The sequence below is a fragment of the Erythrobacter sp. S249 genome (assembly GCF_057364975.1).
In genome coordinates this window covers 2,527,340-2,552,911 of the sequence record NZ_CP200287.1, presented here as the reverse complement: position 1 = coordinate 2,552,911, position 25,572 = coordinate 2,527,340, and the positions used below count along the sequence as shown (strand labels likewise).

At 56.2% G+C, this 25,572-nt stretch carries 21 protein-coding genes; 12 read left to right on the top strand and 9 right to left on the bottom strand.

Translation table 11 applies throughout. The features are described from left to right. Positions 1–63: 63 nt before the first annotated feature. The 3 genes from ispH to rnhA are packed head-to-tail and all read left to right on the top strand — an operon-like array spanning position 64 to position 2,560. Positions 64–1,065, top strand: coding sequence for a 4-hydroxy-3-methylbut-2-enyl diphosphate reductase (ispH, locus tag AC0V6V_RS12025; RefSeq protein WP_486165601.1), 1,002 nt, complete (start codon positions 64–66; stop codon positions 1,063–1,065). 21 nt (positions 1,066–1,086) lie between these two features. Beyond that, positions 1,087–2,064: a homoserine kinase gene (locus tag AC0V6V_RS12020; protein WP_486165600.1), complete on the top strand. Its 978-nt coding sequence runs from the start codon at positions 1,087–1,089 to the stop codon at positions 2,062–2,064. Positions 2,065–2,092: 28 nt separating this feature from the next. Further along, on the top strand, positions 2,093–2,560 hold the full coding sequence (gene rnhA, locus AC0V6V_RS12015; RefSeq protein ID WP_486165599.1) for a ribonuclease HI: 468 nt from the start codon (positions 2,093–2,095) through the stop codon (positions 2,558–2,560). Between the two features lie 135 nt (positions 2,561–2,695). Here rnhA and AC0V6V_RS12010 read toward each other — a convergent pair whose 3' ends face one another. The 3 genes from AC0V6V_RS12010 to AC0V6V_RS12000 form a co-directional block, all read right to left on the bottom strand. After that, positions 2,696–2,872, bottom strand: coding sequence for a YegP family protein (locus AC0V6V_RS12010; protein WP_472639486.1), 177 nt, complete (start codon positions 2,870–2,872; stop codon positions 2,696–2,698). A 66-nt stretch (positions 2,873–2,938) separates the two neighbouring features. Then, positions 2,939–4,057 (bottom strand): NAD(P)/FAD-dependent oxidoreductase, encoded by a 1,119-nt coding sequence (locus AC0V6V_RS12005; RefSeq protein WP_486165598.1) that lies wholly within the window; start codon positions 4,055–4,057, stop codon positions 2,939–2,941. Beyond that, positions 4,057–5,010 carry an alpha/beta fold hydrolase gene (locus AC0V6V_RS12000; protein WP_486166345.1) on the bottom strand — a complete coding sequence of 318 codons (954 nt, stop codon included), beginning with the start codon at positions 5,008–5,010 and terminating at the stop codon, positions 4,057–4,059. Before AC0V6V_RS12000 ends, AC0V6V_RS12005 begins: the two co-directional genes overlap by 1 nt. Before the next feature lie 156 nt (positions 5,011–5,166). On the opposite strand from AC0V6V_RS12000, the gene AC0V6V_RS11995 reads away from it, so the two are divergent. The 7 genes from AC0V6V_RS11995 to AC0V6V_RS11965 all read left to right on the top strand — a co-directional run bounded on the left by AC0V6V_RS11995 (position 5,167) and on the right by AC0V6V_RS11965 (position 12,648). Next, positions 5,167–5,685 carry an A24 family peptidase gene (locus tag AC0V6V_RS11995; RefSeq protein ID WP_486165596.1) on the top strand — a complete coding sequence of 173 codons (519 nt, stop codon included), beginning with the start codon at positions 5,167–5,169 and terminating at the stop codon, positions 5,683–5,685. Between the two features lie 87 nt (positions 5,686–5,772). Next, positions 5,773–6,873: a Flp pilus assembly protein CpaB gene (gene cpaB, locus AC0V6V_RS11990; RefSeq protein ID WP_486165595.1), complete on the top strand. Its 1,101-nt coding sequence runs from the start codon at positions 5,773–5,775 to the stop codon at positions 6,871–6,873. An 80-nt stretch (positions 6,874–6,953) separates the two neighbouring features. Further along, a complete protein-coding gene (locus AC0V6V_RS11985; protein ID WP_486165594.1) occupies positions 6,954–8,594 on the top strand; it encodes a type II and III secretion system protein family protein in 1,641 nt (546 codons plus the stop codon). 23 nt (positions 8,595–8,617) lie between these two features. Continuing rightward, positions 8,618–9,274 (top strand): CpaD family pilus assembly protein, encoded by a 657-nt coding sequence (locus tag AC0V6V_RS11980; protein WP_486165593.1) that lies wholly within the window; start codon positions 8,618–8,620, stop codon positions 9,272–9,274. A gap of 3 nt (positions 9,275–9,277) precedes the next feature. Next, complete coding sequence (locus AC0V6V_RS11975) at positions 9,278–10,558, top strand: CpaE/TadZ family protein (RefSeq protein WP_486165592.1); 1,281 nt, start codon at positions 9,278–9,280, stop codon at positions 10,556–10,558. Between the two features lie 99 nt (positions 10,559–10,657). Beyond that, on the top strand, positions 10,658–11,629 hold the full coding sequence (locus tag AC0V6V_RS11970) for a type II secretion system F family protein (RefSeq protein WP_486166344.1): 972 nt from the start codon (positions 10,658–10,660) through the stop codon (positions 11,627–11,629). 17 nt (positions 11,630–11,646) lie between these two features. Beyond that, positions 11,647–12,648, top strand: a complete 1,002-nt coding sequence (locus AC0V6V_RS11965; RefSeq protein ID WP_486165590.1) for a type II secretion system F family protein — start codon at positions 11,647–11,649, stop codon at positions 12,646–12,648. Between the two features lie 127 nt (positions 12,649–12,775). On the opposite strand, the gene AC0V6V_RS11960 is transcribed toward AC0V6V_RS11965, so the two are convergent. The 6 genes from AC0V6V_RS11960 to AC0V6V_RS11935 form a co-directional block, all read right to left on the bottom strand. After that, positions 12,776–13,243 carry a MarR family winged helix-turn-helix transcriptional regulator gene (locus AC0V6V_RS11960; protein ID WP_486166094.1) on the bottom strand — a complete coding sequence of 156 codons (468 nt, stop codon included), beginning with the start codon at positions 13,241–13,243 and terminating at the stop codon, positions 12,776–12,778. Positions 13,244–13,401: 158 nt separating this feature from the next. After that, positions 13,402–14,274, bottom strand: a complete 873-nt coding sequence (locus AC0V6V_RS11955; RefSeq protein WP_486165589.1) for a crotonase/enoyl-CoA hydratase family protein — start codon at positions 14,272–14,274, stop codon at positions 13,402–13,404. Positions 14,275–14,389: 115 nt separating this feature from the next. Then, positions 14,390–15,595 carry a hypothetical protein gene (locus AC0V6V_RS11950; protein ID WP_486165588.1) on the bottom strand — a complete coding sequence of 402 codons (1,206 nt, stop codon included), beginning with the start codon at positions 15,593–15,595 and terminating at the stop codon, positions 14,390–14,392. Positions 15,596–15,763: 168 nt separating this feature from the next. Then, the gene (locus tag AC0V6V_RS11945) at positions 15,764–16,549 is read right to left on the bottom strand and encodes an SDR family NAD(P)-dependent oxidoreductase (RefSeq protein ID WP_472644430.1); all 786 of its coding nucleotides are present in this window, start codon (positions 16,547–16,549) and stop codon (positions 15,764–15,766) included. Positions 16,550–16,688: 139 nt separating this feature from the next. Beyond that, positions 16,689–17,861 carry an acetyl-CoA C-acetyltransferase gene (locus AC0V6V_RS11940; protein ID WP_486165587.1) on the bottom strand — a complete coding sequence of 391 codons (1,173 nt, stop codon included), beginning with the start codon at positions 17,859–17,861 and terminating at the stop codon, positions 16,689–16,691. Between the two features lie 161 nt (positions 17,862–18,022). Then, a complete protein-coding gene (locus AC0V6V_RS11935; protein ID WP_486165586.1) occupies positions 18,023–18,559 on the bottom strand; it encodes a hypothetical protein in 537 nt (178 codons plus the stop codon). A 397-nt stretch (positions 18,560–18,956) separates the two neighbouring features. Between AC0V6V_RS11935 and AC0V6V_RS11930 the strand changes: the two genes are divergently transcribed. Further along, positions 18,957–21,962, top strand: a complete 3,006-nt coding sequence (locus tag AC0V6V_RS11930) for a TonB-dependent receptor domain-containing protein (protein WP_486166343.1) — start codon at positions 18,957–18,959, stop codon at positions 21,960–21,962. Positions 21,963–22,433: 471 nt separating this feature from the next. Continuing rightward, positions 22,434–25,487 (top strand): TonB-dependent receptor domain-containing protein, encoded by a 3,054-nt coding sequence (locus tag AC0V6V_RS11925; RefSeq protein ID WP_486165584.1) that lies wholly within the window; start codon positions 22,434–22,436, stop codon positions 25,485–25,487. The last annotated feature ends 85 nt before the right edge of the window (positions 25,488–25,572 follow it).

The following is a 25,572-nucleotide window of genomic DNA, read 5'->3' as shown; positions in this document are numbered from 1 at the left end:
CACCACAAAAACTGAAGTATCACGCCCTAGCGGCGGACGTCGCAAAGCGCTAGAGGGGGCGATATGAATGCTCCCTTTCCCAATTCCGACAATGGCAGCTCGTCTGCCTCTGGCGGCGGACAAGCCGACCAGACCCCGCTGACCTTGCTGATTGCGGCCCCGCGCGGCTTTTGCGCAGGCGTGGACCGGGCGATTGAAATCGTCGAAAAATCGATCGAGCGCTACGGCGCGCCGGTTTATGTTCGCCACGAAATCGTCCACAACAAATACGTTGTGAACTCGCTGAAGGCGCAAGGCGCGATCTTTGTTGAGGAATTGGACGAGGTGCCAGACGACGCCCCGGTCGTCTTCAGCGCGCATGGCGTGCCAAAATCGGTTCCAGCAGAAGCGCAGCGGCGCAATATGATCTATGTCGATGCGACCTGCCCGCTGGTCTCAAAAGTTCACCGGCAGGCTGAGCGTCAGCTCGAGAAGAAGCGCCACATCATCTTTATCGGCCATGAGGGCCATCCTGAGGTAATCGGCACGATGGGCCAGGTTGACGAAGGCCAGATGACCTTGGTCGAGACTGTGGAAGATGTCGACAAGCTGCCGTTTGAGACGGATGACGAGCTCGCATATCTCACGCAAACGACCCTGTCGGTTGATGACACAGCCGAAGTGATCGCGGCGCTCGAATGGCGCTATCCCAATATTCGCGGGCCGAAGGCGGAGGACATTTGCTATGCGACGTCCAACCGTCAGGCTGCCGTCAAACAAATCGCCAAACAATGCGACCTGCTGCTCGTGATCGGCGCGCCCAATTCGTCCAACTCTCTGCGCCTGGTCGAAGTGGCAGAGCGGCTGGGTACGCCCGGCAAATTGATCCAACGCAGCAATGAGATCGACCCGGCATGGCTCGAGGGGGTGGAGACGCTGGGCGTCACCGCCGGGGCATCTGCGCCGGAAATCTTGGTGCGCGAAGTGGTTGCCAAGATCAAGGAACTGCGCCCGGTCAACGAACAGACAATCACGGCAGCGGAAGAGAAGATGGTCTTCAAACTGCCGCGTGAACTGACCGAATAGACCAGCGAAGCGCTCGGGCGAATGGCGGTTTACACGCATCTTGGCGCTGAGGAATTGGCGCAGTTGATCGCGCATTATGATGTTGGCGATCTGGTTTCAGCCAAGGGTATTGCCGAGGGCGTCTCGAACTCAAACTGGCTGATTGAGACAACCGGTAGCGGCGCACCGAATTCGCCCACACGCTTTATCCTCACCATGTATGAGCGGCGAATTGAGCTGAGCGATTTGCCCTATTTCCTGGGGCTGCTCGATCATCTGTCGGCAGGCGGATGCCCCGTGCCGCGCACCATTCACGACGAGGCAGGAGCAGCGTTTCGGATGCTGGATGGCAAAGCGATCGCGCTGATCGAGTTTTTGCCCGGTGTATCGCCGACACAGCCAACTGCCGCTCAGACGCGGGCCGTGGGCGGGGCGCTGGCGCAAATGCATCTCGCATCGGCTGATTTTGAGCTAACCCGCGCGAACACGATGGGCTTTGCCGATAATCTCGCGGTTCTGGAAAAATGCGGTGAGGCTGGCCTCGCGAGCATCAACCCGGCGCTGCCCTCAGTCCTTGGCCCGGCGAAAGACGCCGCTGCGCTCGATTTGTCTGCCCTGCCCGCCTCCAACATTCACGCCGACCTGTTTCCGGACAATGTCCTGATGCTGGGCGATGAAGTCTCTGGCATGATTGATTTCTACTTTGCCTGCCGGGGCACGATGGCATTGGACCTCGCCACCACGCACGCCGCATGGTGCTTCGATCCTTCCGGCACGCATTATAATACCGAGCTCGGCAACGCGCTGGTCGAAGGATATGAGGCGGTTCGCCCGCTTGAGACCGCAGAGCGCGAACTGCTGCCCGAAATCGCCAAGGGCGCGTGCCTGCGATTTGTCGCAAGCCGGGCAGAGGATTGGCTCGATACGCCGGATGACGCATTGGTCACACGCAAGGACCCAATGCAATTCGTCTCACGATGGCACTTTTACGACGAAGCGGGCCTAGGTATATTTGCGTAAGCTAACTATTCGGGCAATGGTGGATGCTATGAAACACGTCGAGATTTTCACTGACGGAGCCTGCAAGGGCAACCCTGGCCCTGGCGGCTGGGGCGCGCTGCTGCGCATGGGCCGTCATGAAAAGGAATTGTCGGGCGGAGAGCGCGACACGACGAACAATCGTATGGAGTTGATGGCGGCGATCAAAGGCCTGTCCGCCCTTATCGAGCCATGCACTGTCGACCTTTATTCAGACAGCAAATATGTGCTCGACGGGATGACCAAATGGGTCGCTGGCTGGCAAAAGCGCGGCTGGATCAACGCCAGTAAGAAGCCCGTTCGCAATGCCGATTTGTGGCATGAGCTCATCGATGTCTCGGCCAAGCATCAGGTTGAATGGCACTGGGTCAAAGGGCACAGCGGCCACCCGGAGAATGATCGCGTCGATAAGCTCGCCAGCGATGAGGCGGACCGCGCGGCATCATCCAGCGACGAAGAAGAGAGCGAAGACGCCTGAGTGGCGCGGGTGCGCTGAGGCGCGCTTTAACTGCAATCTGCAAACCTCAAAACAAAAGCGGCGCACCATGCCGGTACGCCGCTATTGTATCAGGAAATGTAGCAGCGGCGGCGATGCGCCAGCCGCTACAACGCCTTAGGTGTTATCTTCAGTCGGTGCACCCGGGCCGTTTTTCTTGATCGAATCGATCGCATTTTGCGCGCTCGATTTGCTCGAATAGCCCTGGGTCGAGAACATCACTTCTGAATTATAGCTAAAGCGGACCCGGAACTCGCCGGCTTTGTCTTTGTAGATCTCAAATTTGTGCGACATTGTATTGTCTCCCTTGGTCATGAATTTGACTGCGATTCGGGAATTTACAGATCAAAGCCGGGTTGGCTAGGCGTCGGTTGTAACAAAACGTTGCGGCGCATATCGCGCGCGCTCAATGCCCTTAGTCATTACATCCGCACTGAGCCCCAATAGCTCTTGCGCCGCCAGGCGCGCGGCAGCGGGCGCGGTTTGAATGCCAAAGCCGCCTTGTCCTGCAAACCAATAAAAGCCAGATGCCTCAGCATCATAGCCATAAACCGGCAGCCGGTCAGGTGCGAAACTGCGCAAACCGGCCCAGCGCCGCTCAACATGCTCAATTTTCCAATCAACCACAGCTTCAAAGCGCTCAATCGCGCGGGCGACATCAATCTCCTCTGGCGCAGCATCACAAGGCTCGCTCGGTATCTCGTCATGCGGGCTGAGCCACAATCGCCCATTGTCCGGCTTGAAATAGAACCCGCCATTGATGTCGAGGACCAGCGGCAAATTGTCTGGGGCCCGCGGCGATACGCGCAATTGCGCGACGGTGCGGCGCATCGGCGCAATGCCTAGCGGCTTGACGCCTGCAGAGACCGCGAGCGTATCGGCCCATGCTCCCGCCGCATTGACCACGCGTTCTGCTGCGTAGGTCTCACCCGATTCGAGAGTGACCGCCCATAGGCCGGGGTCAGAATGGCGATTCAGCCGCGCCACGCGCGCGCGGCAGACAAGGTCGACGCGGCGCTGGCGCATGATCTTCAGGTAATGCTGATGCAGGCCCGCCACATCGATATCCGCGCAGGCTGGCTCCCAAATCGCGTGACACCAGTCGCCTCGAACATGCGGGACTTTGGCGGTAATCTGTTCGCGGGTGAGCCGCTCAATCGTGACGCCGGTATCCGAAAAGCTCCGCTCAAATTCGCTCAGCGCGTCCAAATCTTCGTCGCGGGCCAAATGCACCGCGCCGCGCGGGGTCAGAAAACCGCCATCACGCAGATACGGCCCCGATGCGAGGGTGAGCGGCACCACCCCTGGCCCGCCATAGCACTCATCCCAGAATGCCGCGGACCGGCCAGTGGCGTGGTATCCGGGCACATCCTCGGCCTCCAAGACCAGCACTTTGGCATGAGCGGACAGTTCAGCCGCAAGACTAGCCCCCGCTATTCCGGCTCCGACAACCGCAAAGTCATAAATTCCATCGGGCATCAGCTTGCGGGCTTGGGCGCGACCCGATCGAGAAAATCGGCAACTGCGTCCATTGCGCGGCCGCGCACGGCATCCACTTCGCGCAGGATCTCATGGCGGGCCTCGTTGCCAAAGGCGCACAGCTCTCCCTTGGGAAGCCGCTCCACCGCACGGACGCAATCCGCATGGCTTACAAGCTTGTCTTCGCTGGTCGATAGGATGAGCACCGGCACGTCGACGGATTCCATCGCGCCGGGCGCCTCAAGAACTCTGGTCGAGGCATAGGCGCGCTCGACCCAGCCCCAACTGCCCGGACCCATCACCAGTTCGGGGCGATGCTCGCGCCACCACAGTTCATCGTCATAGCGATCATCATCATGGGTTAGCAGAGTGCGGCGACGCGCGGGCATTTCGCCCGGTTTCTCGCTCCACTTCCAAGCCTGACGAGTTGGTTCGCCAACGACATTCATCAGCTTAGCCGCCCCATGCAGCACCGCTAGCGGCAGCGGCGGCCCCGCCATGCCGAGCATGGGCGCGCTCAAAACAACGGCTTCAGGCTGGACCCGGCGCTCAATCAGCGCGCGCATAACGACATGCCCGCCCATTGAATGCCCGGCGAGCACATGCGGTCCGGGCGTTTCGGCAATCCAGTCTGCCCAAAATTGTGCCAGATCATCGACCCAGGTCGCAAAATCATCGATGTGGCCGGTGACGGCATCATCGCCGAGTTGTCCAGACCCAGCCTGCCCGCGCCAATCCGCCGCGGTTACGCGCCAGCCATCGCGGTGCCATTCATCCAGGCTCTCAAGATATTTTTCGTAATTGTCGCCGCGCCCCGGGAAAAACAGGATAGAGCCGCGCGGGCTTACATCAGCAGCGCTCGAGCTTTGCCAATCAATCCGGCGCAATTCATGGCCGTCGTGCGCGCGCCAAACACTCTCACTGGCAGCCGCTGGAATCACCCGGCGATCCATAATCACAGGCTCCCTCGAACTATGCGCGGCGAGGGCTTTGCTGACGTCACTAATTTCGTCCCTTCGGGCTTGGTTACTATTTGGTAAGTCATAATCTGTAGCAACACCCTCAGAAGGAGCGACCAGACGAGCTGGCCGTCAACCTTTGGGGGCCAAATGTTTAGTGAAACCATCCAATACGGACTGCTGATTGCCTTGGCAATTGCGCTGTTGTTTGCCGCATTTACGGACATTCGCAGCCGCAGAATCGCCAATTGGCTGAACCTGGCGATCGTCCTTGGCGCGCCGGTCTTCTGGTGGGCCAGCGGCATGTCTTTGCTCCCCGAAGGACCAACAATTTTCGATCCGACCAGCGTCGTTTTGCAGGTCGGTATCGCGATCATCACATTTTTTGCGATGGCGCTTTTGTTCGCGCTCAAAATGATGGGCGGCGGCGATGTGAAGCTCTTGGCGGCGCTTGCGCTGTGGATTGAGCCCAGCGCCTTTATGCAATTGCTGCTCATTATGGCGCTCGCTGGCGGCGCGCTGACCATCGTGATGGCGTCATATCATTTCATGCGTCAGCAAAAAGAACGCATCGCAATTCCCTACGGCGTGGCCATCGCGGCCGGCGGCCTGTGGGTCATTTATCCGAAGATTTTCTCCAGCGCAGCAATGGCTGCGAATTTGGGGTGAACCCGATTTTAACCAATCTGCGCTTAGAAGGCGCAAATCTATCCGCCCGTGAATTCATCTGGGCCATTACAAGGGGGCTATAAAGCCATGGACAGGAAGAAGCTTGTTTTGCTCATCGGAGCGCTGATCATCGCGGTCGGCACTGCCTTTGCTGCACGCAGCATGTTCGCCGGGGGCGCTGCCCCAGAAGCTGAGGCGGCTGTACCAGTCGGTCCTAAGGTCTTGGTTGCGCAGCGTGCGCTTCCAACCGGCACCATCATCACCGCCGATGCGCTGAGCTATCAGCAATGGCCGGAAGAGTTGGTGCAGGATGCCTACTTCATTGATGGCGAATCAGACATCACTCAATTGCTCGGCACTGTCGTGCGTCATCCGGTCACCGCTGGTGAACCACTGACCCAAGGTTCGCTTGTGAGCCCTGGCGATCGCGGCTTCCTCGCTGCGGCGCTTGGCCCAGGCATGCGCGCTGTTACAGTGCCGGTGTCAGCCAGAACTGGCGTTGCGGGCTTTGTTTTCCCAGGCGACCGAGTTGACCTCGTCCTGACCCAAGCGGTCAAAGGCGACGGACCAGATCTCAACGCTGCTGAAACCGTGCTGCGCAATCTGCGCGTGCTAGCGACTGACCAGTCGACTGAACAAACAACCACCGAAGATGGCCAGACCGTCGTTCGTGCGTTCCGGACTGTCACTATCGAAGTGACACCTAAGATCGCTGAGAAAGTGGCTGTTGCACAAACCCTCGGTACGCTGAGCTTGGTTCTGCGCTCGATTGCAGACAATCAGACGGAACTTGAGCGCGCGATTGCTTCTGGCGATGTGAAAATTCCAGAGGGCACAACGCCTGAAGAAGAAGAAAAGTTGCTGCAATCAGCAATGAACCGTCCGAACGATAAGGGCACCACCTTCTCAACCGGCGGCGATGTTTCACGCTTCCAGCGCAAGACAGTGCCTCCTCAGAACTCTGGCCGAGCACGGGTCACCCCAGCTGCACCGGGCGTTTCTGCAAAGGTGAATGGTGCGCCAATCAATCGCGGCCCAGCCGTGCGTGTCACTCGCGGCAAGCAGACCACTGAAGTTCCAGTGAGCGGTGTACGCGGTGCGACCACTTCTTTCCGTCAAGGCCAATCGCAAAATGTGCGTGACGCCGGTCAGACTGCACCTGCTGCAGGCGCGTTGCTGATCCGTTGAGGGAACAGAAAATGACGAACCAGATCAAAAGTTTGGATGCCGTGAAAACGGCAAAAGGGAAACCATCAAGGGGCTATAAAATGAAACGCCTGTCTACTGCAAAAATGCTGCTGGCCAGCATTGCCGCACTACCGCTTGTTGCGGCTCCGGCAAATATTGCCACCGCTCAGCAAGTGAACAGCCCGGATCAGGACGTTGTCCTATCCATCGGCAGCGGCCAATTGGTCACCGTGCCTGGCGCGATGACGGATGTCTTCATTGCCAACGAGGCAATCGCCGATGTGCAAGTCAAATCTCAGCGTCAGCTGTATGTATTTGGCCGCTCTGGTGGTGAAACAACGATCTATGCCAGCAATGCGTCTGGCAATGTGATCTGGTCCGCGAACATTCGCGTCGGCTCTAACATTGGCAGCATTGATCAAATGCTGGCTCTGGCGATGCCGCAGGCGAAAATTGGCGTTGCAACCATGGGTACCAACACAGTTCTGCTGACTGGTACTGTGGCTGCGCCAGAAGATGCAGCCGAAGCGGAACGCCTCGTGCAAGCTTTCGTTGGCGACGACGCAAATGTGATCAGCCGCCTGAAAACAGCGACACCACTGCAAGTCAACCTGCAAGTGAAGTTTGCCGAAGTCAGCCGCTCACTAACGCGCGACATTGCAGGCAACTTGACCACAGCTGATGGTTCAAATGGCTTCCGCGGCGTTATCGGAACGGGCCGTCAACTTGGCCAAGATGGTTTCAATTACGGCGGGCCGATATCAGCGGGCCAAGGGGTAGGAGGCATCTCACGCAATGTCCCAATTCTTGATCAATTTGGTCAGGTGGTCGTCGATGCCGATGGTGTCGTGCAAACGCAAACGATCACCGGTCCTGGCATTGATTCCCAAGGCGGTAATACAATTGCTGGTCTTGGCAGGCTTTTTGGAATTAACGTTCTTGGTGCGCTTGATCTTGCCGAACAAATCGGGCTCGTTACCACTCTGTCACAACCTAACTTGACCGCGCTTTCGGGCGAAACCGCAACATTCTTGGCGGGCGGTGAGTTTCCTATTCCCGTCAGTGAGGGTCTTGGCTCGGTTGCGATCGAGTATCGAGACTTTGGCGTCAGCCTTGCTTATACGCCAACGGTTCTTGCCAATGGCCGAATTTCATTGCGCGTGCGACCGGAAGTGTCAGAGCTATCGAGCCAGGGTGCGGTGACGCTCAATGGCTTCCAGGTTCCAGCGCTTACGATTCGCCGGACTGAAACGACAGTGGAGCTCGGCTCAGGTCAGAGCTTCATGATCGCTGGTCTGATGAGCAACGCCTCACAAAACACGATCGACAAGGCCCCGGGTGTTGGTGATATTCCAATCCTAGGCAACCTCTTCCGTTCGCGCTCTTATCGCAAGGGTGAGACCGAACTGGTGATTGTCGTCACACCTTATTTGGTAAAGCCGGTTGATGCGAGAGACATCAAATTGCCAACCGACGGTTATCGTGCGGCAAGTGAAATCGAGCAATTGATTGGCTACAAGGATAGCGCTGGCGAGAGCGGTGCTGTCCGTCCTGGACCAACGGCTGCTGGTGACGAAAATGCACCTGAGCCATCAGTCAGCGCTGCTGATCCTGCTGCAATCGTTCCCGGCTCAAGCCGCGAAGACGAACGCCGCGCCAAGAAAAAAGACCGGAAAAAAGACCGTCAGGCTGACGCCGCGGCTCCCGGTTTTAGCCTCTAATCTAAGTGAGAAAGGTAAGAATGATGCCCAAAGCAACTCACAGTAAGCTGGCCAAGCTGCCCGCTATTGCTATTGCCCTCTCGCTTGGAACGGTGCTCGCTGGATGCGGCGGTATGCCGACTGAGCGTGGTCTCTACAGCACCAAGCAACCAGTGGTTGAACGCACGAACTTCGTGCTTGATGTTCAAACCAATCGTGCAGGCCTGCCAATATCTGAGCAGCAACGCGTGGATGGTTGGTTTGAGACGATGGAATTGTCTTATGGTGATCGGATTTCGATTGATGACCCGACTAACAATCCAGCGCTAAAGACCGCTGTGAGCGATCTGGCTGGCCGGTATGGCCTGCTCGTGAGCGAAACGGCACCGACGACGACTGGTTTCCTCAATCCGGGCCAAGCCCGCATCGTGGTCACCCGCTCGAGTGCGTCCGTACCTGGTTGCCCTGATTGGTCAACCAAGTCTGACATGAATTACAATAACGCAACCAGCCCTGGCTATGGCTGCGCAACCAACAGCAACATGGCTGCTATGGTAGCGGATCCACAGGACTTGCTCGAGGGCAAGAAGGGCACCGGCGAAACCGTGATCGCCACCAGCAACAAAGCAATCGGCACATTCCGCGATACTGAACCATCAGGTGCAGGCGGTCTGCCAACAGCTACAACCGGAGGGAATTGATCCATGAACGCGCCTTGGAATTCCGGACTGCCCGGCAATCGTGATCCATTTGCAGCCTACATCTGCGACGACAATGCACTCGACGTGCTGCGTCCCGTCGTCATCGAAATGGGCTGGCAGCCAGAGAAGTGCAACAAAGGCGGCCTGCGCAATGCGATCCAGTCGCTGTCAGTCAGCGCTAGCCCTGCGATCCTGCTCGTTGACCTTTCTGAAAGCGGCGATCCGCTGAATGACATCAATGCTCTCGCAGAAGTTTGCGAGCCTGGCACTGTCGTGATCGCTGTTGGTCAAGTCAACGACGTACGTTTGTACCGCGACCTGCTTGCTAGTGGCATCCACGACTATCTTCTGAAGCCACTCTCGGCCCAGCAGATTCACGACTCGCTGAACCAAGCACTTACCGTGTTCACTTCGCCCAAGGGCGGTGAAGCAGAGCAAGTGCAACGCCACATTTCGACCGCAGTGGTCGGAACGCGCGGCGGTGTTGGAGCCTCCACGCTCGCAACCTCGCTGGCATGGTTGTTCAGTGATGAGCACAAGGCGCCAACCGCATTGCTTGATCTCGATGTGCATTTCGGCACAGGTGCGCTTGCACTGGATCTGGAGCCGGGCCGCGGCCTGACCGATGCGATTGACAATCCAAGCCGGATTGACGGGCTCTTCATTGAGCGCGCCATGATCCGCGCTAATGACAATCTGTCGATCCTGTCTGCAGAGGCACCGATCAATCAGCCATTGATGACCGATGGTGCAGCATTCCTACAATTGGAGGAAGAATTCCGCCAAGCGTTCGAAATGACCGTGATTGATCTGCCGCGTAACATGCTGATCAACTTCCCGCACCTGCTGGGCGAGGTCAATCTCGTGCTGGTTACCTGCGAGTTGACCCTGGCATCTGCACGCGACACCATTCGCGTTCTGTCTTGGCTGAAAACCAATGCTGCGCACGCCCATCCGATGGTCGTTGCCAACAAGGTTCAAAACGCAACCGCTGAGATCAGCAAGGCTGATTTTGAAGCATCGATTGAACGCAAAATTGATTTCGTCATTCCATACGACATCAAGGCTGCGTCCAATGCTGCAAAGCTCGGCCAAGTGTTCGTTGACGCCAACCGTTCAAGCAAATCCACCGCTGTTATCAAACAGATTGGTGAACGGATCATGGGCGCTGACGAAGACGATTTGGCAGCGCTGACAGAAGAGAAAAAGTCGCTTTTGGGCGGATTTGATCTGAAGTCTCTGCTGTCGAAGAAAGACAAATCAGAGGCCGAACCGGCTGAATAACAAGCGCTAAGGGAGTGGCTCGCACCGCATATCGGTGCGGCGCCCTCCCCCGCTTGCTGATCGGTCACGCCTAAACAAGGAAAGGCGGGAAGGGAAAGCATGGATATCTTGCAAATCCTGCTCATCACTACGGTGATTTTTGCAGTCCTCGTTGGCGGCTACGTCCTCGCGACTGGCCCAAACTCTGGTAAGGCTCAGAAACGACGCCTTGAAGCCCTGAGGTATCGCCATTCGCAAAGCACTGATGCGAAAGTCGATGCACAGCTGAAGAAGGCAATCGCCGCTCGCAAGCCAAAGGCTCAAAAAGTCGCTGGCGCAAGCTCGCGTAGCGAAGCGCTGGCCATCCGGCTCGATCGAACCGGCAAGGCTTGGACATTGTCGCAATATCTCTATGCAACCTTGGGTCTCGTCTTGGTGATTACTGTGCTCGTTTACATCCAATCAGGCGCGCTTTTTCTCGCGCTTGGCGTTGGGTTGCTAGTGGGTGCCGGTATTCCTCACTTGGTCGTGAATTTCATGATCAAAAGACGCACTGGCCAGTTTAACGCGAAGTTTCCTGACGGCATCGAATTGCTCGTCCGGGGCTTGCGCTCTGGTTTGCCAGTCACCGAAACTCTTGGTGTTGTCGCACAAGAAGTCGAAGGCCCAGTAGGCATCGAATTCAAAGGCATCACCGAGCGCATCCGCATCGGCCGGACCATGGAGGAATTGCTCCAGGAAACCGCTGACCGGCTTGGCATTCCTGAGTTCAACTTCTTCTGCATCACGCTGGCTATTCAGCGCGAGACCGGTGGTAACTTGGCCGAGACGTTGTCGAACCTGGCTGATGTTTTGCGCAAACGCTCGCAAATGAAGCTGAAGATCAAGGCAATGAGCTCTGAATCGAAAGCTTCTGCCTACATCGTTGGCTCACTACCATTTATCGTCTTCGCGATGATCTGGTGGATCAACCCGGGCTATCTCGGTGGCTTTTTCACCGAAGACCGACTGATCATTGCCGGGCTTGGCGGACTGACTTGGATGTCGATCGGTGTGTTTATCATGGCCAAAATGGTCAGCTTTGAAATCTAAGTGAGGGACGAGATATTATGATGAACACTCAACCCGGCCCCACTTTGCTTGGCTTCGACGTTATCGTCGTCGGCACGATCCTGGCTGGCCTTGCTGCCTTCGCCGTGATCTTGGCGATTTACGCCGCCGTGACGATCAAGGATCCAATGGCCAAGCGCGTTAAAGCGCTTGAGGAGCGCCGTGACGAGCTCAAAGCGGGCATTGTCACTGGTAACACGAAGAAACGCGCCAGCTTGGTCCGCAAGACCGAGGGTACTGACAAGGTCAAAGAGCGCCTCGACAGTATGAAAATCCTGCAAGACAGCCAGCTGCAAGACATTCAGCAGAAACTGGCTTACGCAGGATACCGCAACAAAGAACTCGCAGTTTACGTCATCATGATGCGCGCGATCTTGCCTATCGTGATCGGTGCAATCGCAGCGACCGTAATTTACGTGGTCGATTATTTCCCAGACTGGGGTGCTTTCAAGCGTGCAGGTGCGCTGACTGTGGCCGTCTTTGGCGCCTACAAAGCTCCAGAATTGTTCCTGTCGAATAAGGCAAGCAAGCGGACGCTGGAAATCCAGCGCGGCCTTCCTGACGCGCTCGATCTGCTCGTGATTTGTGCCGAGGCTGGCCTTACCGTCGATGCCGCGTTCAACCGCGTTGCTAAGGAATTGGGCCGCGCTTATCCGGAACTGGGCGATGAATTTGCCCTCACCGCGATCGAGCTGTCCTTCCTGAATGAGCGGAAACAAGCGTTCGACAATCTGGCTTACCGGGTCAATCTCGACGCCGTTAAAGGCGTCGTGACCACCATGGTTCAGACCGAACGTTATGGTACGCCGCTGGCATCAGCTCTGCGGGTTCTGTCCGCTGAATTCCGGAACGAGCGAATGATGCGCGCCGAGGAAAAGGCGGCTCGTCTGCCAGCGATTATGACCGTACCGCTGATCTTGTTCATTCTGCCGGTGCTTTTCATCGTTATTCTTGGCCCAGCAGCCTGCTCGATCTCGGATGCACTGATGCCATCGGAATAAAGTCCGACACCACTCAACGCGTCGGCTGGCATGGAGCAAGCTCAGACGGCGCACAGACGAAAGGCCCGGCTATTGCAGCCGGGCCTTTTTGTTTGCGGTTATCAATACCCGTTGGCTTTGGGCCGCGTCAGTCCGCTTCGCCGCCCTCGGCCAGAAATCCGGCACGCTCACGCATTCGGTGCAAAAGCTCGCGAAACTTCATCTGTTCATCAATGGTGAAATCAGCGAAGAGCTCGCTCTCGGTCGCTTGCGCAAGCGGCATCACCTCGCGGTGAATAGCCCGTCCATCCTCGGTCAGCTCCAGCAGGTGTGAGCGTCCATCGCGTGCATTGGGAGCACGGGCGATCAGCCCGCGTTCTTCCAGAACCTTGCAGGCGCGGTTGACCGCAACCTTGTCCATCAACGTCGCCTCGGTAAGCGCCCTTTGCGTGAGACGCCCCGTGCCATCCTTGGCATCGCCAAGCACCGCCATCACGCGCCACTCCAAGATCTTGAGGCCAAAGCGTTTGCGATAACGCTCAGCGATCAGGCTGCTCACTGCATTGGATGCAATCGAAAGTTGATAGGGCAGAAAGTCCGCCAGCTGTCCCGGCATTGTCGAGCGAGCGCTGGTTTGCACCGCGCCCACTGTCCTTTGTTCGCCCCCTGCTTGGCTCACCCCTGCGCTCCGATTCTTAACTGCGACCTGATCATTCAACGCATTGGTTTCCCATGAAACCAGCGGTGAATGCAAGCTTGGCTGTTAAGCAGACGCTATTCGTAGGTCACCTCGTCCCACCACGGATAGAAATCCGGCATGTCTTCGGTGACTTTACCCGGATACATGGCCTTGCGCTTTTCCAGGAAGCTGGCGATCCCCTCTTTCGCATCTTTGCCGCGTGAAAGGCGGTAAATTGCGCGGCTATCGATCTTATGCGCCTCCATCGGATGATCTGCGCTGGCGAGCCGATACATCATCGCCCGGGTCATCGCGACCGATACGGCAGAAGTGTTTTCGGCGATCTCGCTTGCCAGCTTTCGGGCGGCATGTTGCAAATCGGACGGCGCATGAACAGAGCGCACCAGCCCGCCTGATTTCGCCTCGTCTGCATCAAACACCCGGCCAGAATAGCACCATTCAAGCGCCTGGCTGATCCCGACGATCCGCGGCAAAAACCAGCTTGAGGCCGCCTCTGGCACAATCCCGCGCCGGGCAAAGACGAAGCCATAACGAGCAGTTTCACTAGCCAGCCGAATATCCATTGCCAGCTGCATGGTGGCCCCCACTCCAACCGCCACGCCATTGCAGGCAGAGATCAGCGGCTTTTTGCTCTCGTAGAGGCGCAGGGTCAGCAAGCCGCCGCCATCACGCACACGTTCATCAGACAGGTCCTCAACCTCGTTCGGGTCGGAGAACACATGCCCTCCCCCTTTCGGCGTCAGGTCAGCGCCTGCGCAAAACGCCTTCTCGCCGCTGCCGGTAAAGATCACCGCGCGCACCGCGTCATCCGCGTCGATATCATCCATCGCCGCCATGATCTCCGCCCCCATTGTGCGGGTGTAGGCGTTCATCTTCTCCGGGCGATTGAGCGTGATGGTCGCAATGCCATCAGCCTTATCGACGAGTATCTGAGTGTAGTCGGTCATGTGCGTTTCTCTCCGTTGCGAACAAATTCTGGCACACCTGTTGGAGGAAGAAAACTGTCCTTCTCAACAAGCCATCAGGTCAGTTCGATCAAGCCGAAGCCCGCGTTTTGCAACGCTAGTTAAGTGAGACCAACCGATAGAGCGTCACGCGCTGGATCGTGTTTATGCCCGTGCCGACCTCTTCCGCCACCGCGATAAATCCGTATCCGGCGGCAAGAGCGCGCCCAAAACGCGCGTTTTGCTGGCCGGTTTCATGGTGATAGGTCAAAAGGCGGTCACCCGCGGCGTTATCAATTACCACTAGCCCGCCCTGCCCCATATGCGAACCCGACCAGTCTGGCAGGCTTGAAATCAGCAGTTTGCCTTCGCCGGTCAGGTTTGATGGAAATCCTTCCCCACCAGCACCGTTGAGGAAATCATCATTCTTGGTCGGAATGCCCTTATCCTCGAGTGTGAAAAGCGATTCGCCACTGTCCAAATCATAGGAATGCAGGCGTCCTGTGGGCCAATTCAGAGGGCCCGTTTCGCCCAAGCTCGATACATGCAGCCGTTCATCCGACAGAACGAGTGACCGGCCAAACATGGTCGCTTTTTCTGATGCCGGCCGATCGAGCTTGTATTGCAAGGATCCATCTTTCGCGTCGAAGACCCAGACCTCTCCTCGCGCATAGAGGCCCGGCGGGCCTGTGTGACCGTTTGAGGCGATGGCAATATGCGTTTCATTCATTGCGATCGTATGGCCAAAATAGCTGAGGCGGCGGCCTTCCTCAGGCACGTCCGGCTCGTCAATAGTCAGCAAAATCTCACCGGTTTCGGCGCTGAATACCCAGGCGCTCGCGCGCTTATCTTTCGTGGTTGAAACAGAGACGAGAACGCGCTCATCATCCAAGGCCAAACCAGCGATCCCAAACCACGCAGATTCCTCGGCACGCGGGTTCTCTATGCGGCGCAGCAGCTTTAGGGTGTTCACGTCGTAGACCAGCAACTGGCCGCCAGCTTCTGGTGAATGCTTCCGATGAAGGACAGTGACGACAAAGCGATCATTCGCTGCGATCGCTTCGCCGAAACCCTCAAAAGGCTGTGCGTCAGGGTGGTTGAGGACTTCGCCAGGCTCTCCGCTTTCAATGTCGAACGCGCGGATTACCTGATGCTGCCGGTCCCCCTTTGGCATGAAGCCAGACACCAGAACATGCTCCGGCGTGATCGCGAGTGTCGGCTCCAGCTTGAAATCTGAACCATAGCCGCCGCCATCATAGCTCCAGACCTTTTCAAGACGCAGCTCGGATCCATCGCTATCTTCGGCGAAGGCGGGAGTGGCCACTAGCGAGACGGCAATGATAGCCAATGCAAAAAGGCGGAAGAGCCAAATGGCCCGAGATTGAAAGATCTTCTCGTGAGCCAATCGCCTCTCCCGCCTTCTTTGCTAGTCCCGATAAACTGCCGCCTTAGACATGCACCTTGGCGGGCAAATTAATCAAGGATCATGCCATCAACGCGGTGCCATACGGATGCCGCCGTCGAGGCGCACGTCTTCTCCGTTGAAATAGCCGGTTTCGATCATGGTCATGGCGAGCTTCGCGTATTCCTCTGGCATGCCCAGACGTTTCGGGAATGGCACGGACGCAGCAAGCGCTTCCTTCACCTGCGGCGGGGCAGCGTTCATCAGCGGGGTTTCAAAGATGCCAGGCAGGATGGTGTTCACGCGGATGCCTTCGCGCATCAGATCGCGAGCGATTGGCAAAGTCATCCCGACCACGCCGCCCTTTGATGCAGAGTATGCCGCCTGGCCGATTTGACCGTCTTCAGCCGCAACAGAAGCGGTGTTGACCATCGCGCCGCGCGCGCCGTCTTCATTAATCGGATCGAGCGACATCATTCCAGCCGCCGATTTGGCGATGCAGCGGAATGTGCCGATCAGGTTGACCTGAATGACGAAGTCGAAGGCCGACACGGGAAAGTGCTTGATCTCGCCCGTTTGCTTGTCGCGGCTGGCGGTTTTGATCGCATTGCCGATGCCTGCGCAATTCACGAGGATCCGCTCTTGGCCGTGGGCTTCGCGGGCCTTGGCAAAGCCAGCATCCACGTCTTCATCGCTGGTCACATTGACCTTGCAGAACACGCCGCCAATCTCGGCCGCCATGGCCTCGCCCTTCTCTTCATTCATGTCGAAGATGGCAACTTTAGCGCCCTTGGCCGCGAGTGCGCGGGCCGTGGCCGCACCGAGGCCAGATGCGCCGCCGGTGACGACGGCTGGGGTGTTGGCTGATACTTCCATTATACTCTCCTGATATTCAAAATTTCCGTTTGCCCTGAGCTCGTCGAAGGGCAGCGCTTCTTCTGGAACCCCTCACCCGAAGAAAGACAGGGCTTCGACAAGCTCAGCCTGATCGGATTTGGGGCGAATTCTCTATAGCTTACAGGCTCTCAACGATGGTGACATTGGCGACGCCGCCGCCTTCGCACATCGTTTGCAGGCCATATTTCTTGCCATGACGTTTCAGCCCATGGACGAGCGTCGCCATCAATTTTGTGCCCGACGCGCCGAGCGGATGGCCCAGCGCAATCGCGCCGCCATGCACGTTCAGCTTTTCTGGATCAGCGCCTGTGTGCTTCAACCATGCCATCGGCACTGGGGCAAAAGCCTCGTTGACCTCGTAAAGATCAATATCATCGATCTTCAGACCAGCGCGTTCCAGCGCGCGGTCGGTCGCAAACAGCGGCTCTTCCAGCATGATCACCGGATCGCCCGCCGTCACGGTCAGATTGTGAATGCGCGCCATCGGTGTGAGGTTGTGGCGTTTAAGCGCCTCCTCGCTCACCACCAGAACCGCAGACGAACCATCACAAATCTGGCTGGCAGAGGCAGCGGTGATCCGCCCCTCTGGCGCGAGCAGTTTCACGCCCGCAATCCCTTCTAGCGTCGCGTCAAAGCGGATGCCCTCATCCACCGTGTGCATCGCATCGCCCTCGGGCGTTTCGATCGCAATCGGTACGATCTCGTCTTTGAACGCGCCTGCCTCAGTCGCTGCAATCGCGCGCTTGTGGCTTTCGAGCGCAAAGGCGTCGATCTGATCCTTTGAAAAGTCATGCTTCTGCGCGATCATTTCTGCGCCCATGAACTGGCTGAACTGCACGTTCGGATATTTTTCTTGCACGCCGGGCGACATGTAATTGCCCAGCCCTTCTTTCATATGCAGCGTCATGTTCGAGCCCATCGGCACGCGCGTCATGCTCTCAACGCCGCTGGCGATGACAACGTCCTGTGTCCCGCTCATCACGGCTTGCGCTGCAAATTGGATCGCTTGCTGGGAAGAGCCGCATTGACGGTCAATCGACACAGCTGGCGTGGATTGCGGGAGCAGCTTTGACGCGAGCACCGCCATCCGGCCAATCTGCCCGGCTTGCTCACCCGCCTGGCTGACGCAGCCGCTGACCACATCATCAATCGCCGTAGGATCAATGCCGCTGCGCTGAACAATCGCGTCAAGCGAATGGGCCAACAAATCGACCGGGTGAATGCCAGCAAGCCTGCCGCCTCGGCGCCCTCCAGCTGTGCGAACGGCGTCAACGATATAAGCGGTGGTCATAGCGGCAATGTCCTCTCAGGGCGATGTGCGGGCGGCCCTGTTTTCAGGCCTGCTCCAAGTTATGACCAAGGAGGTAAAGTCCGCTTACGTAAACGTCAACCGAGATTCTGGCGCGGGCTGTTGCACAACCAGCTGGTGCCATGAATGGCACCTCTCAGACTTCAGTTTATTCGCCGCACTCGCATCGCGCGCTTGCCATTCACCTTGGCCTTGAAGCTCCCAAGGGCAGCTTGTTTGATGACGATGGTGTCGCCAGCCTTGTAGCGTTGAAACCCGGATATAGACTCGGTTTGGAGCCAGCGCGCGCCATCTTCGAGCTCGAAGATATACATCCCGTTGCTTCGCTTCTGCGCACTCGCCAAGGTCGCTGTGATCTCGTTCACAGGCTCTTTATCGTCATCGCCGCTGAATAGCCCGATCTTTGGCAACCTTAGGCCAAACAAGCCGCGCTTGGTCCTCTCAACCTGTTCTCGATCGGCGATTACCAGTTCGCGTGACGCTTGCGCCTCGTAAACCCGGCCAACTTCGCGATCAAAGCACGCCAAACGCGCCTCAGCATCTTCCACCTCGCGGCATTGAAACATCTTATCGATGACAGCCGGCGTATCCACGCCAGCCTCAGAGGCCTCCTGCGCCTGAGCGGATGTTCCGGCGAGCATTGCTGCCCCGAAGGCCAAGAAGGTAAAGTGGGTGCGCATTGAGATTCCTTTCAGCATCACAATTGTCACAGCAGCCCCAAAAGGCAAACAGCTAAGTGTTACCAAGCCGATAGAGAAGACCGCAAAAATCGCAGTAAACCGTTGTTTTACGTGATTAACGGAACCCCCAGAGCGGTGTTGCAAAGCTGCTACACCGGGATTTCAATTTCGTGAAAGCCAACTGTGACGCTTCCCTTAGGCGGTTAAAGGCTCTTAGGCCGAACCTAGGGAACGGCGGGTCCGTAAATTTTGAGCCATTTGTTCGAAATTTCGATTGCGCCTTTGCCGTTAAATTGGATGCGGTTTTGACGCTGGCACTAAGGTCGGCATCCGGGATCGCATCTTGACATATGCGGGCCAATTTTTGGCTGGCATTATCATAAGGGTATGAAACCATATGAAGATTTCCAATCAACTCCGACTGAGCGCGGGCTCTTTCGCAGTAGGCTTGGCACTCGCATCGGCCCCCGCCTTTGCGCAAGACGCCGACGTCAGTAGCGATGGAGACGCAGTAGCCGAAGAGGAAAATCAAATCCTCGTTACTGGTTCGCGCTTGAACGTTAACCCGAACCTCGAAGGCGCCAACCCGGTTGTTTCCGTCACAGCGGAACAGATCCAGGGCCAAGGTACTGTCCGGATCGAGGACTTCGTAAACCAATTGCCTCAGGTTTTCGCTGGTCAAGCCGGTGAAGTTTCGAACGGTGCATCTGGTACCGCTACACTGAACCTTCGCGGCCTCGGCTCGCAGCGTACGCTCGTCCTTATCGACGGTCGCCGCCTGCCATACGGTTCGTCTGCGATTTCCTCTGCTAATCTCGACGTTATCCCAACTCAACTGATTGAGCGCGTTGACGTTCTCACCGGTGGTAGCTCGGCCGTTTACGGTTCGGACGCTGTTGGTGGTGTTGCTAACTTCATCCTCAAGAAGGATTTCGAAGGCGTTGAAATCGACGTGCAAGGCGGCTTCCAGCAAACCGGTAACGGTTCTGAGTTTTTCTCAAACGTTCTTCAGTCGTTTGGCGGTTCAACACCGGGGCCGGTAACGGATGGTGCAGAATATTCGATCACTGGTATCCTCGGCACCAACACAGCTGATGGCCGCGGTAACGTGACCATTTATGCCAACTATGAGCGCCGCGAGCAGGTCATCCAGTCAAACCGTGATTTCTCGGCTTGTACCCTCGACACCAGCTCAAACCCAGATGTCAGCTTTGAAGGCGTCGGTTGTTTTGGTTCGGCTAACTTCCGGCTCTTCGGCGGCCCTGGTGGCTTCACCTTCCAAGAAGCAGACGGCACGATCGTTGACTTCGCTGGTTCACCCGATCAGCGCTTCAACTTTGGTGAGTTCAACTTCTTCCAGCGTCCTTCAGAGCGTTTTACAATCTACGCCAAGGGTAACTATGAGATCAGCGACAACCTCGAGTTCTTCGCCGACCTCTCTTACGTAGATAACGTATCTGACGCGCAGATCGCTCAAACCGCATCTTTCGGTATCGGCGCCTACTCGATCAACTGTGACAACCCGTTCATTCAGAACACACCTGGTCAGCAGTTGACAGACATCTTCGGTTGTGACGCAGCTGCTATCGCGGCTGGTACAGATGTAACTGGTATCACAGCGTCTCACCGTAACGTCGAAGGCGGTCCGCGTAACTCACGGCTTGAAAACACCACCTTCCGCATGGTCGCTGGCCTGCGCGGTGATTTTGGCGACAACATCTGGTCTTACGAAGTGTTTGGTCAGTACGCTGAAACAAGTGACGTTTCTGTTTCGTCAAACGACTTTATCGTAGCGAACCTGCAGCAGGCGTTCTTCGCCGTCGATGATGGCACCGGCAATGTTGTCTGCCGCGACCCATCAGGTGGCTGTGTTCCTTACAACCCATTCCAGCGTAACGCTGATGGCACCACTGCTATCACGCAAGAGCAAACCGACTTCCTTCAGGGCGTTGGCATTGTTCTTGGTGAAACAACTCAGCTTGTAGCTGGTGGTTTCGTCCAGGCTGACCTTGGCGAGTACGGCTTCAGTTCACCGTTCAGCGATAACGGCATCGGCTTCTTGCTCGGTGTTGAGTATCGTGAAGACACATTGACCTCTATCCCTGATGAAATCAGTCAGGTTCCAGGCGGTGGTTTCACCGGTGTTGGCGGCGCCAACTTCCCGGTTGATGGTTCTGTTCAAGTCTATGAGATCTTCACCGAGGTGCAGGTTCCATTGGTAACTGACCGTCCGTTCTTCGAAGAACTTACTCTTGAAGGTTCGTATCGTTACTCTGACTACACCAACAGCGGTAACGGCACGTCAAGCTCGGTTTCTACTGACACCTTTGGTATCGAGGGCGTTTGGGTACCGGTTTCTGACCTTAAGCTGCGTGCACAGTTCCAGCGTTCGGTGCGTGCACCAAACGTGATCGAATTGTTCTCTGCGGTGAACACAGGTCTTCCGAACCTCAACTCAGCAGGCGTTAATGCCAACGGCAACTCATTGTTTGACCCTTGTGCATCGGATGCTCCGATCGCAACGTTCGAGCAGTGTGCCAACACCGGCGTAACTGCTGCTCAGTTTGGCACCATCCTTGATGTGATCTCTGGTCAAACCCAGTCGATTACAGGTGGTGAACCTACTCTCACTCCAGAGAGCTCGGACACAGTCACCTTTGGTGTCGTGTTCGAACCAAGCTTTGTACCAGGCCTGCTTCTGTCAGTTGACTATTTCGACGTCACTGTCGAGGACACGATCTTCGCAATTCCAGCACAGATCATTCTCGATAACTGCCTCGAAACTGGTAACCCTGCTGCATGTACCCTTATTAATCGCGGTGCAGGCGGGACCTTGGCATCATCTGGTATTCCGGGTGAAGGCTTCAACCAAATCAACCGTAACATTGCTGAGCTCAGCACATCGGGCTTTGACATCCAAGCGAGCTACTCGCTGGATATCGACAGCATCGGTAGCGTTGGCATCAATTACGTTGGTACCATTCTTGATGCATATGACCTGGAACCACTTCCAGGCACGATCATCGAGTGTGCAGGAACTCTGAACAACGGTTGCCCAGCGCCAATTACGCCTGAGTATCGTCACCGTTTGGTTGTTGATCTGCAAACGCTCGCAGGTGTCGACTTGAACCTCGCATGGCGCCACTTCAGCGGCACAACTAACGAGGTGGTCGAAGCAAACCCAGTGGTCGATGATAATCTGCCAGCGGTAAACTACCTCGACTTCTCGTTCTTCTATGACGTGAACGATGTAGTTTCACTGCGCGGCGGTGTGCTCAACTTCACCAACGAACAACCACCTGTGTCGGCCTCTTCAGGTCCACCGCTCGGTAACGGTAACACGTTCCCGACCATCTATGACACCGGTCGTCAGTTCTTCGCAGGGATCAACTTCAAGTTCTGATCCTGGCGATAGCCAACACGAGAAAGCCGCGGACTTCGGTCCGCGGCTTTTTTGTTTCTAGCCAGATGTCCCTGCCAAGCCTCTACCGCATATCGATTAGCGAAATTAGCTGGCCCTGGAACCACCAAGCCACGCGCATTTTCAGTCGGGCCTGCTGCAAGATAATGACGTGTTTCGATCACTAACGAACCGCCCAACCCAAATGTTGCAATTCTGATACACCTCGCGTTCATTTTTGAGAGTCGCGATGTAACGCTTCACATTCAACCACAGACCGGTCTTTACTCCTTTCAGGAATAGCATGCGTGGATTCTTGGCGTTGCAGCGCCAATTTTTCGGCCGGCTAGTGCCTTATCGAATAGGAAGATTTGAGCGCAAAGGGCTGTAGTGCCTAATGTTTCTAGTCTTCTCACGGATGCAAATCTTCGCATTCACAAAAGATTTGGACCAATCATAGGGGTATGAAACCAAATGAAAATTTCGACACAACTCCGGCTTAGCGCCGGCTCCCTCGCCGTCGGGCTCGCGCTCGCATCGGTCCCAGCTCTAGCACAAGATGCCGAAACTGCCGAAACAGTAGACGACGCGGTTGAAGATGCTGGTCCAGGAATCGTTGTTACTGGTTCGCGGATTGCGCGCCCAGAAACTGAAGGTGCTGCACCGCTAATCGCAAGCATCGGCGCCGAAGAGATTGAACAACGTTCATTCAACAACATTTCTGAAGTTCTAAACGAAATCCCAGGCTTCGGTGTCGCGGTTTCGTCAAACGGTGGCCAAGCTGGCTTTTCCGTTGGTCAGAACTTTGCCAACCTGTTTGGTCTCGGGTCACAGCGGACTTTGACGCTCGTCAATGGCCGCCGCTTCGTATCGTCAAACACAGCTTCCAACTTCAGTGGTGCGGCATCCGGACTGCAAGTTGACCTTAACGTGATCCCAGTCTCACTTATCGATGGTGTTGATGTCCTGACAGTTCGCGGCGCTGCAACTTATGGTTCAGACGCGGTCGCAGGCACAATCAACCTGCGTTTGAAAGATGACTTCGAAGGCCTTGAAACAACCACGCAATATGGCCTTTTTGACGACGGTGACGGTGAAACTGTCCGTACCTCGGTAACGGTCGGCGGGAATTTCGCCGAAGATCGCGGTAACATCGCAGTCAACTTCGAATACACCGATTCTGCAGGTATTCTTGCAACTGCCCGCGACCGTACATCGGCGCAATTGTTCCGCAGCGGCGATACGCTGCTAGTTAATCGTCGAATTTCAGCCCTCACTCGGGGTGGTATTCCGACACAGGGCTTTACATTCGGAACGGCTTTACCAGCCTTTGGTGCCGGCTTTACAGGCCCAGACGGCGGTATCGTTCAGTTTGCACCTAACGGCGATCTTGTGCCGTTTGACCTCGGTGAGACGAGTGGCGCGGTTAATTCTTCAGGCGGTGACGGTCTGACGCTCGCTGACACTGCGCAGATTTCTTCGGCGCTCGAACGGCTGACGCTCTTTGCAACCGGTCACTATGACATCACCGACAATATTCGTTTCTTCTTCGAAGCGAACTATGCCGATACCAACTCTACTGAATTGGCCAACCAACCTGTCTTCCAATCACAACTGTTTGGCGGCGACTCAGGCAGTCTCGGTGTTTTGCTGAGCAACCCATTCCTGAACGATCAGGCCCGCAGCATTCTTCTGGCACCAGGCAATCTTGCTGACGCTGGAGGTGTTCAGGTGCTGAACTTCGATACCGATGGTGACGGTACTGATGATGACACTCAGTTCTCGCTCCAACGCGCAAGCCTTGACTTGCTCGGCGGCAACAACGCGAACTTCGGTCAACTCGACCTGTTCCGCTCGGTCTTCGGGATTGATGGAGACGTGGAGCTTGGTGGACGTGACTACAACTATCAAGTTTCTTATTCCTACGGTCGGTCGCAATCAATTGCGTCCAGCACGTCGCTGGTGCAAGAAAACTTCATCAATGCAGTTGATGCTGTGGAAGATGCGGACGGCAACATTGTCTGCCGCGTGACACGCGACGGACCAGCAGCTGCCTCAACTTCCGCGAATGTCGCAAACACTCCAGAAACACCGAATGCAGTTTCCGGTTGTGTACCGCTCAACCTTTTCGGTGACGGCGCTCCATCAGCTGAGGCGATTGCCTTCGTAACTACTGGTGTAACTTCGGAATCGGTCAACACACAGCGGATCTTCAACGCAAACTTTGGTGGTTCACCGTTCGACATCTTCGACAATCCGGTATCGTTCAACATTGGTTTTGAGAACCGTAACGAGCGGTCACGCTTCACTCCTGATGGCTTTTTGCAAGAAGGCTTGGGTCGCTCCGTCGCGATTTCTGAAGTTGTTGGTTCGTTTGAAACCAATGAGTTCTTCGGAGAAGTCTTCGTTCCAATCATCCAGCCAGAGAACGACTCGTTCATTTATCGGTTGGAGCTTGATGCATCCGCTCGCTACATCGACAACAGCCTCGCTGGCTCAGACGAAGTTTGGTCTGTGGGCGGTGTGTTTGCACCGATCGAAGATATCACATTCCGTGGCAGCTACACCGAGTCAGTTCGCGCTCCGGCGATCACCGAACTGTTCTTGCCGGCTGTCAGTGTGTTCTCATTTGCAAACGATCCGTGCGATGTGGATTTCGTCAACGACGGCCCAGATCCAGCAACACGTGCTGCGAACTGCGCCTCAATCGGTATTGATACGACGACTTTCCAATCCACCATTCAAGATGCTTCACAAGAGATTACAAGTTCGGGCAACCCGAACTTGCTCAACGAGTCATCGACAGCGTGGACGGCAGGCGTCATCCTTCAACCTCGTTTCATTCCAAACTTCAGCCTCGCGATTGATTGGATCGATATCGAGCTGACCAATGCGATTGTAACACTTGGGCTGACGGACATTTTGGCGAGCTGCTTCGACAGCACCAACTTCCCGAACGCACCAACTTGTGGTCAGTTCACTCGCGATGCCACTGGTCAGATCACTGGGGCGCTTACCGGCGATTCGAACGCAGGTTCATTGAACTTTGCGGGTCTACAAGCCACGGTGCGTTACAATTTCGACCTGAATGACGTCTTTGGCGGCGATAGCGATCTTGGCACTCTCGGGCTTGCTGGTCGTTACTTCTATCAGGATGAATCAAACCAGACGATCGTTGACTCGACCACCAACTTCAACGGTGAAACGGGTGATTTCCGGCACGAAGCGAATGCAACCCTTACATATCGTAACGGTGGCACAACCTTCTCGCTCACTGGCGTGTACTTCTCGTCGTCAATATTTGACCGAGACGAAGCAGAAGAGGACATCCAAGACTTCGACCGTCTTAGCGATTACCTCCTGATCAACACCACACTCCGTCATGAGATTGATGAACGAATTGCAGTTCGCTTCACAATCGACAACCTTTTCGAAGAAGAGGCTCCGTTCCCATCGACTGCGACCAATACCTTCAACGCAGGTATTCTTGGCCGCCGTTACACGGTCGGATTTACGGGTCGCTTCTAATACAAGCACCCACGACACAACATAAAAAGGGGCGGGAATTACTCCCGCCCCTTTTTTTTGGTCATCCTCTAGTGAGAGGAATAGC

Coding starts and splice junctions, on each gene's coding strand:
- ispH (WP_486165601.1), top strand. CDS start 64: ATGAATGCTCCCTTTCCCAATTCCGACAATGGCAGCTCGTCTGCCTCT.
- AC0V6V_RS12020 (WP_486165600.1), top strand. CDS start 1,087: ATGGCGGTTTACACGCATCTTGGCGCTGAGGAATTGGCGCAGTTGATC.
- rnhA (WP_486165599.1), top strand. CDS start 2,093: ATGAAACACGTCGAGATTTTCACTGACGGAGCCTGCAAGGGCAACCCT.
- AC0V6V_RS12010 (WP_472639486.1), bottom strand. CDS start 2,872: ATGTCGCACAAATTTGAGATCTACAAAGACAAAGCCGGCGAGTTCCGG.
- AC0V6V_RS12005 (WP_486165598.1), bottom strand. CDS start 4,057: ATGCCCGATGGAATTTATGACTTTGCGGTTGTCGGAGCCGGAATAGCG.
- AC0V6V_RS12000 (WP_486166345.1), bottom strand. CDS start 5,010: ATGGATCGCCGGGTGATTCCAGCGGCTGCCAGTGAGAGTGTTTGGCGC.
- AC0V6V_RS11995 (WP_486165596.1), top strand. CDS start 5,167: ATGTTTAGTGAAACCATCCAATACGGACTGCTGATTGCCTTGGCAATT.
- cpaB (WP_486165595.1), top strand. CDS start 5,773: ATGGACAGGAAGAAGCTTGTTTTGCTCATCGGAGCGCTGATCATCGCG.
- AC0V6V_RS11985 (WP_486165594.1), top strand. CDS start 6,954: ATGAAACGCCTGTCTACTGCAAAAATGCTGCTGGCCAGCATTGCCGCA.
- AC0V6V_RS11980 (WP_486165593.1), top strand. CDS start 8,618: ATGCCCAAAGCAACTCACAGTAAGCTGGCCAAGCTGCCCGCTATTGCT.
- AC0V6V_RS11975 (WP_486165592.1), top strand. CDS start 9,278: ATGAACGCGCCTTGGAATTCCGGACTGCCCGGCAATCGTGATCCATTT.
- AC0V6V_RS11970 (WP_486166344.1), top strand. CDS start 10,658: ATGGATATCTTGCAAATCCTGCTCATCACTACGGTGATTTTTGCAGTC.
- AC0V6V_RS11965 (WP_486165590.1), top strand. CDS start 11,647: ATGATGAACACTCAACCCGGCCCCACTTTGCTTGGCTTCGACGTTATC.
- AC0V6V_RS11960 (WP_486166094.1), bottom strand. CDS start 13,243: ATGCCGGGACAGCTGGCGGACTTTCTGCCCTATCAACTTTCGATTGCA.
- AC0V6V_RS11955 (WP_486165589.1), bottom strand. CDS start 14,274: ATGACCGACTACACTCAGATACTCGTCGATAAGGCTGATGGCATTGCG.
- AC0V6V_RS11945 (WP_472644430.1), bottom strand. CDS start 16,549: ATGGAAGTATCAGCCAACACCCCAGCCGTCGTCACCGGCGGCGCATCT.
- AC0V6V_RS11940 (WP_486165587.1), bottom strand. CDS start 17,861: ATGACCACCGCTTATATCGTTGACGCCGTTCGCACAGCTGGAGGGCGC.
- AC0V6V_RS11935 (WP_486165586.1), bottom strand. CDS start 18,559: ATGCGCACCCACTTTACCTTCTTGGCCTTCGGGGCAGCAATGCTCGCC.
- AC0V6V_RS11930 (WP_486166343.1), top strand. CDS start 18,957: ATGAAGATTTCCAATCAACTCCGACTGAGCGCGGGCTCTTTCGCAGTA.
- AC0V6V_RS11925 (WP_486165584.1), top strand. CDS start 22,434: ATGAAAATTTCGACACAACTCCGGCTTAGCGCCGGCTCCCTCGCCGTC.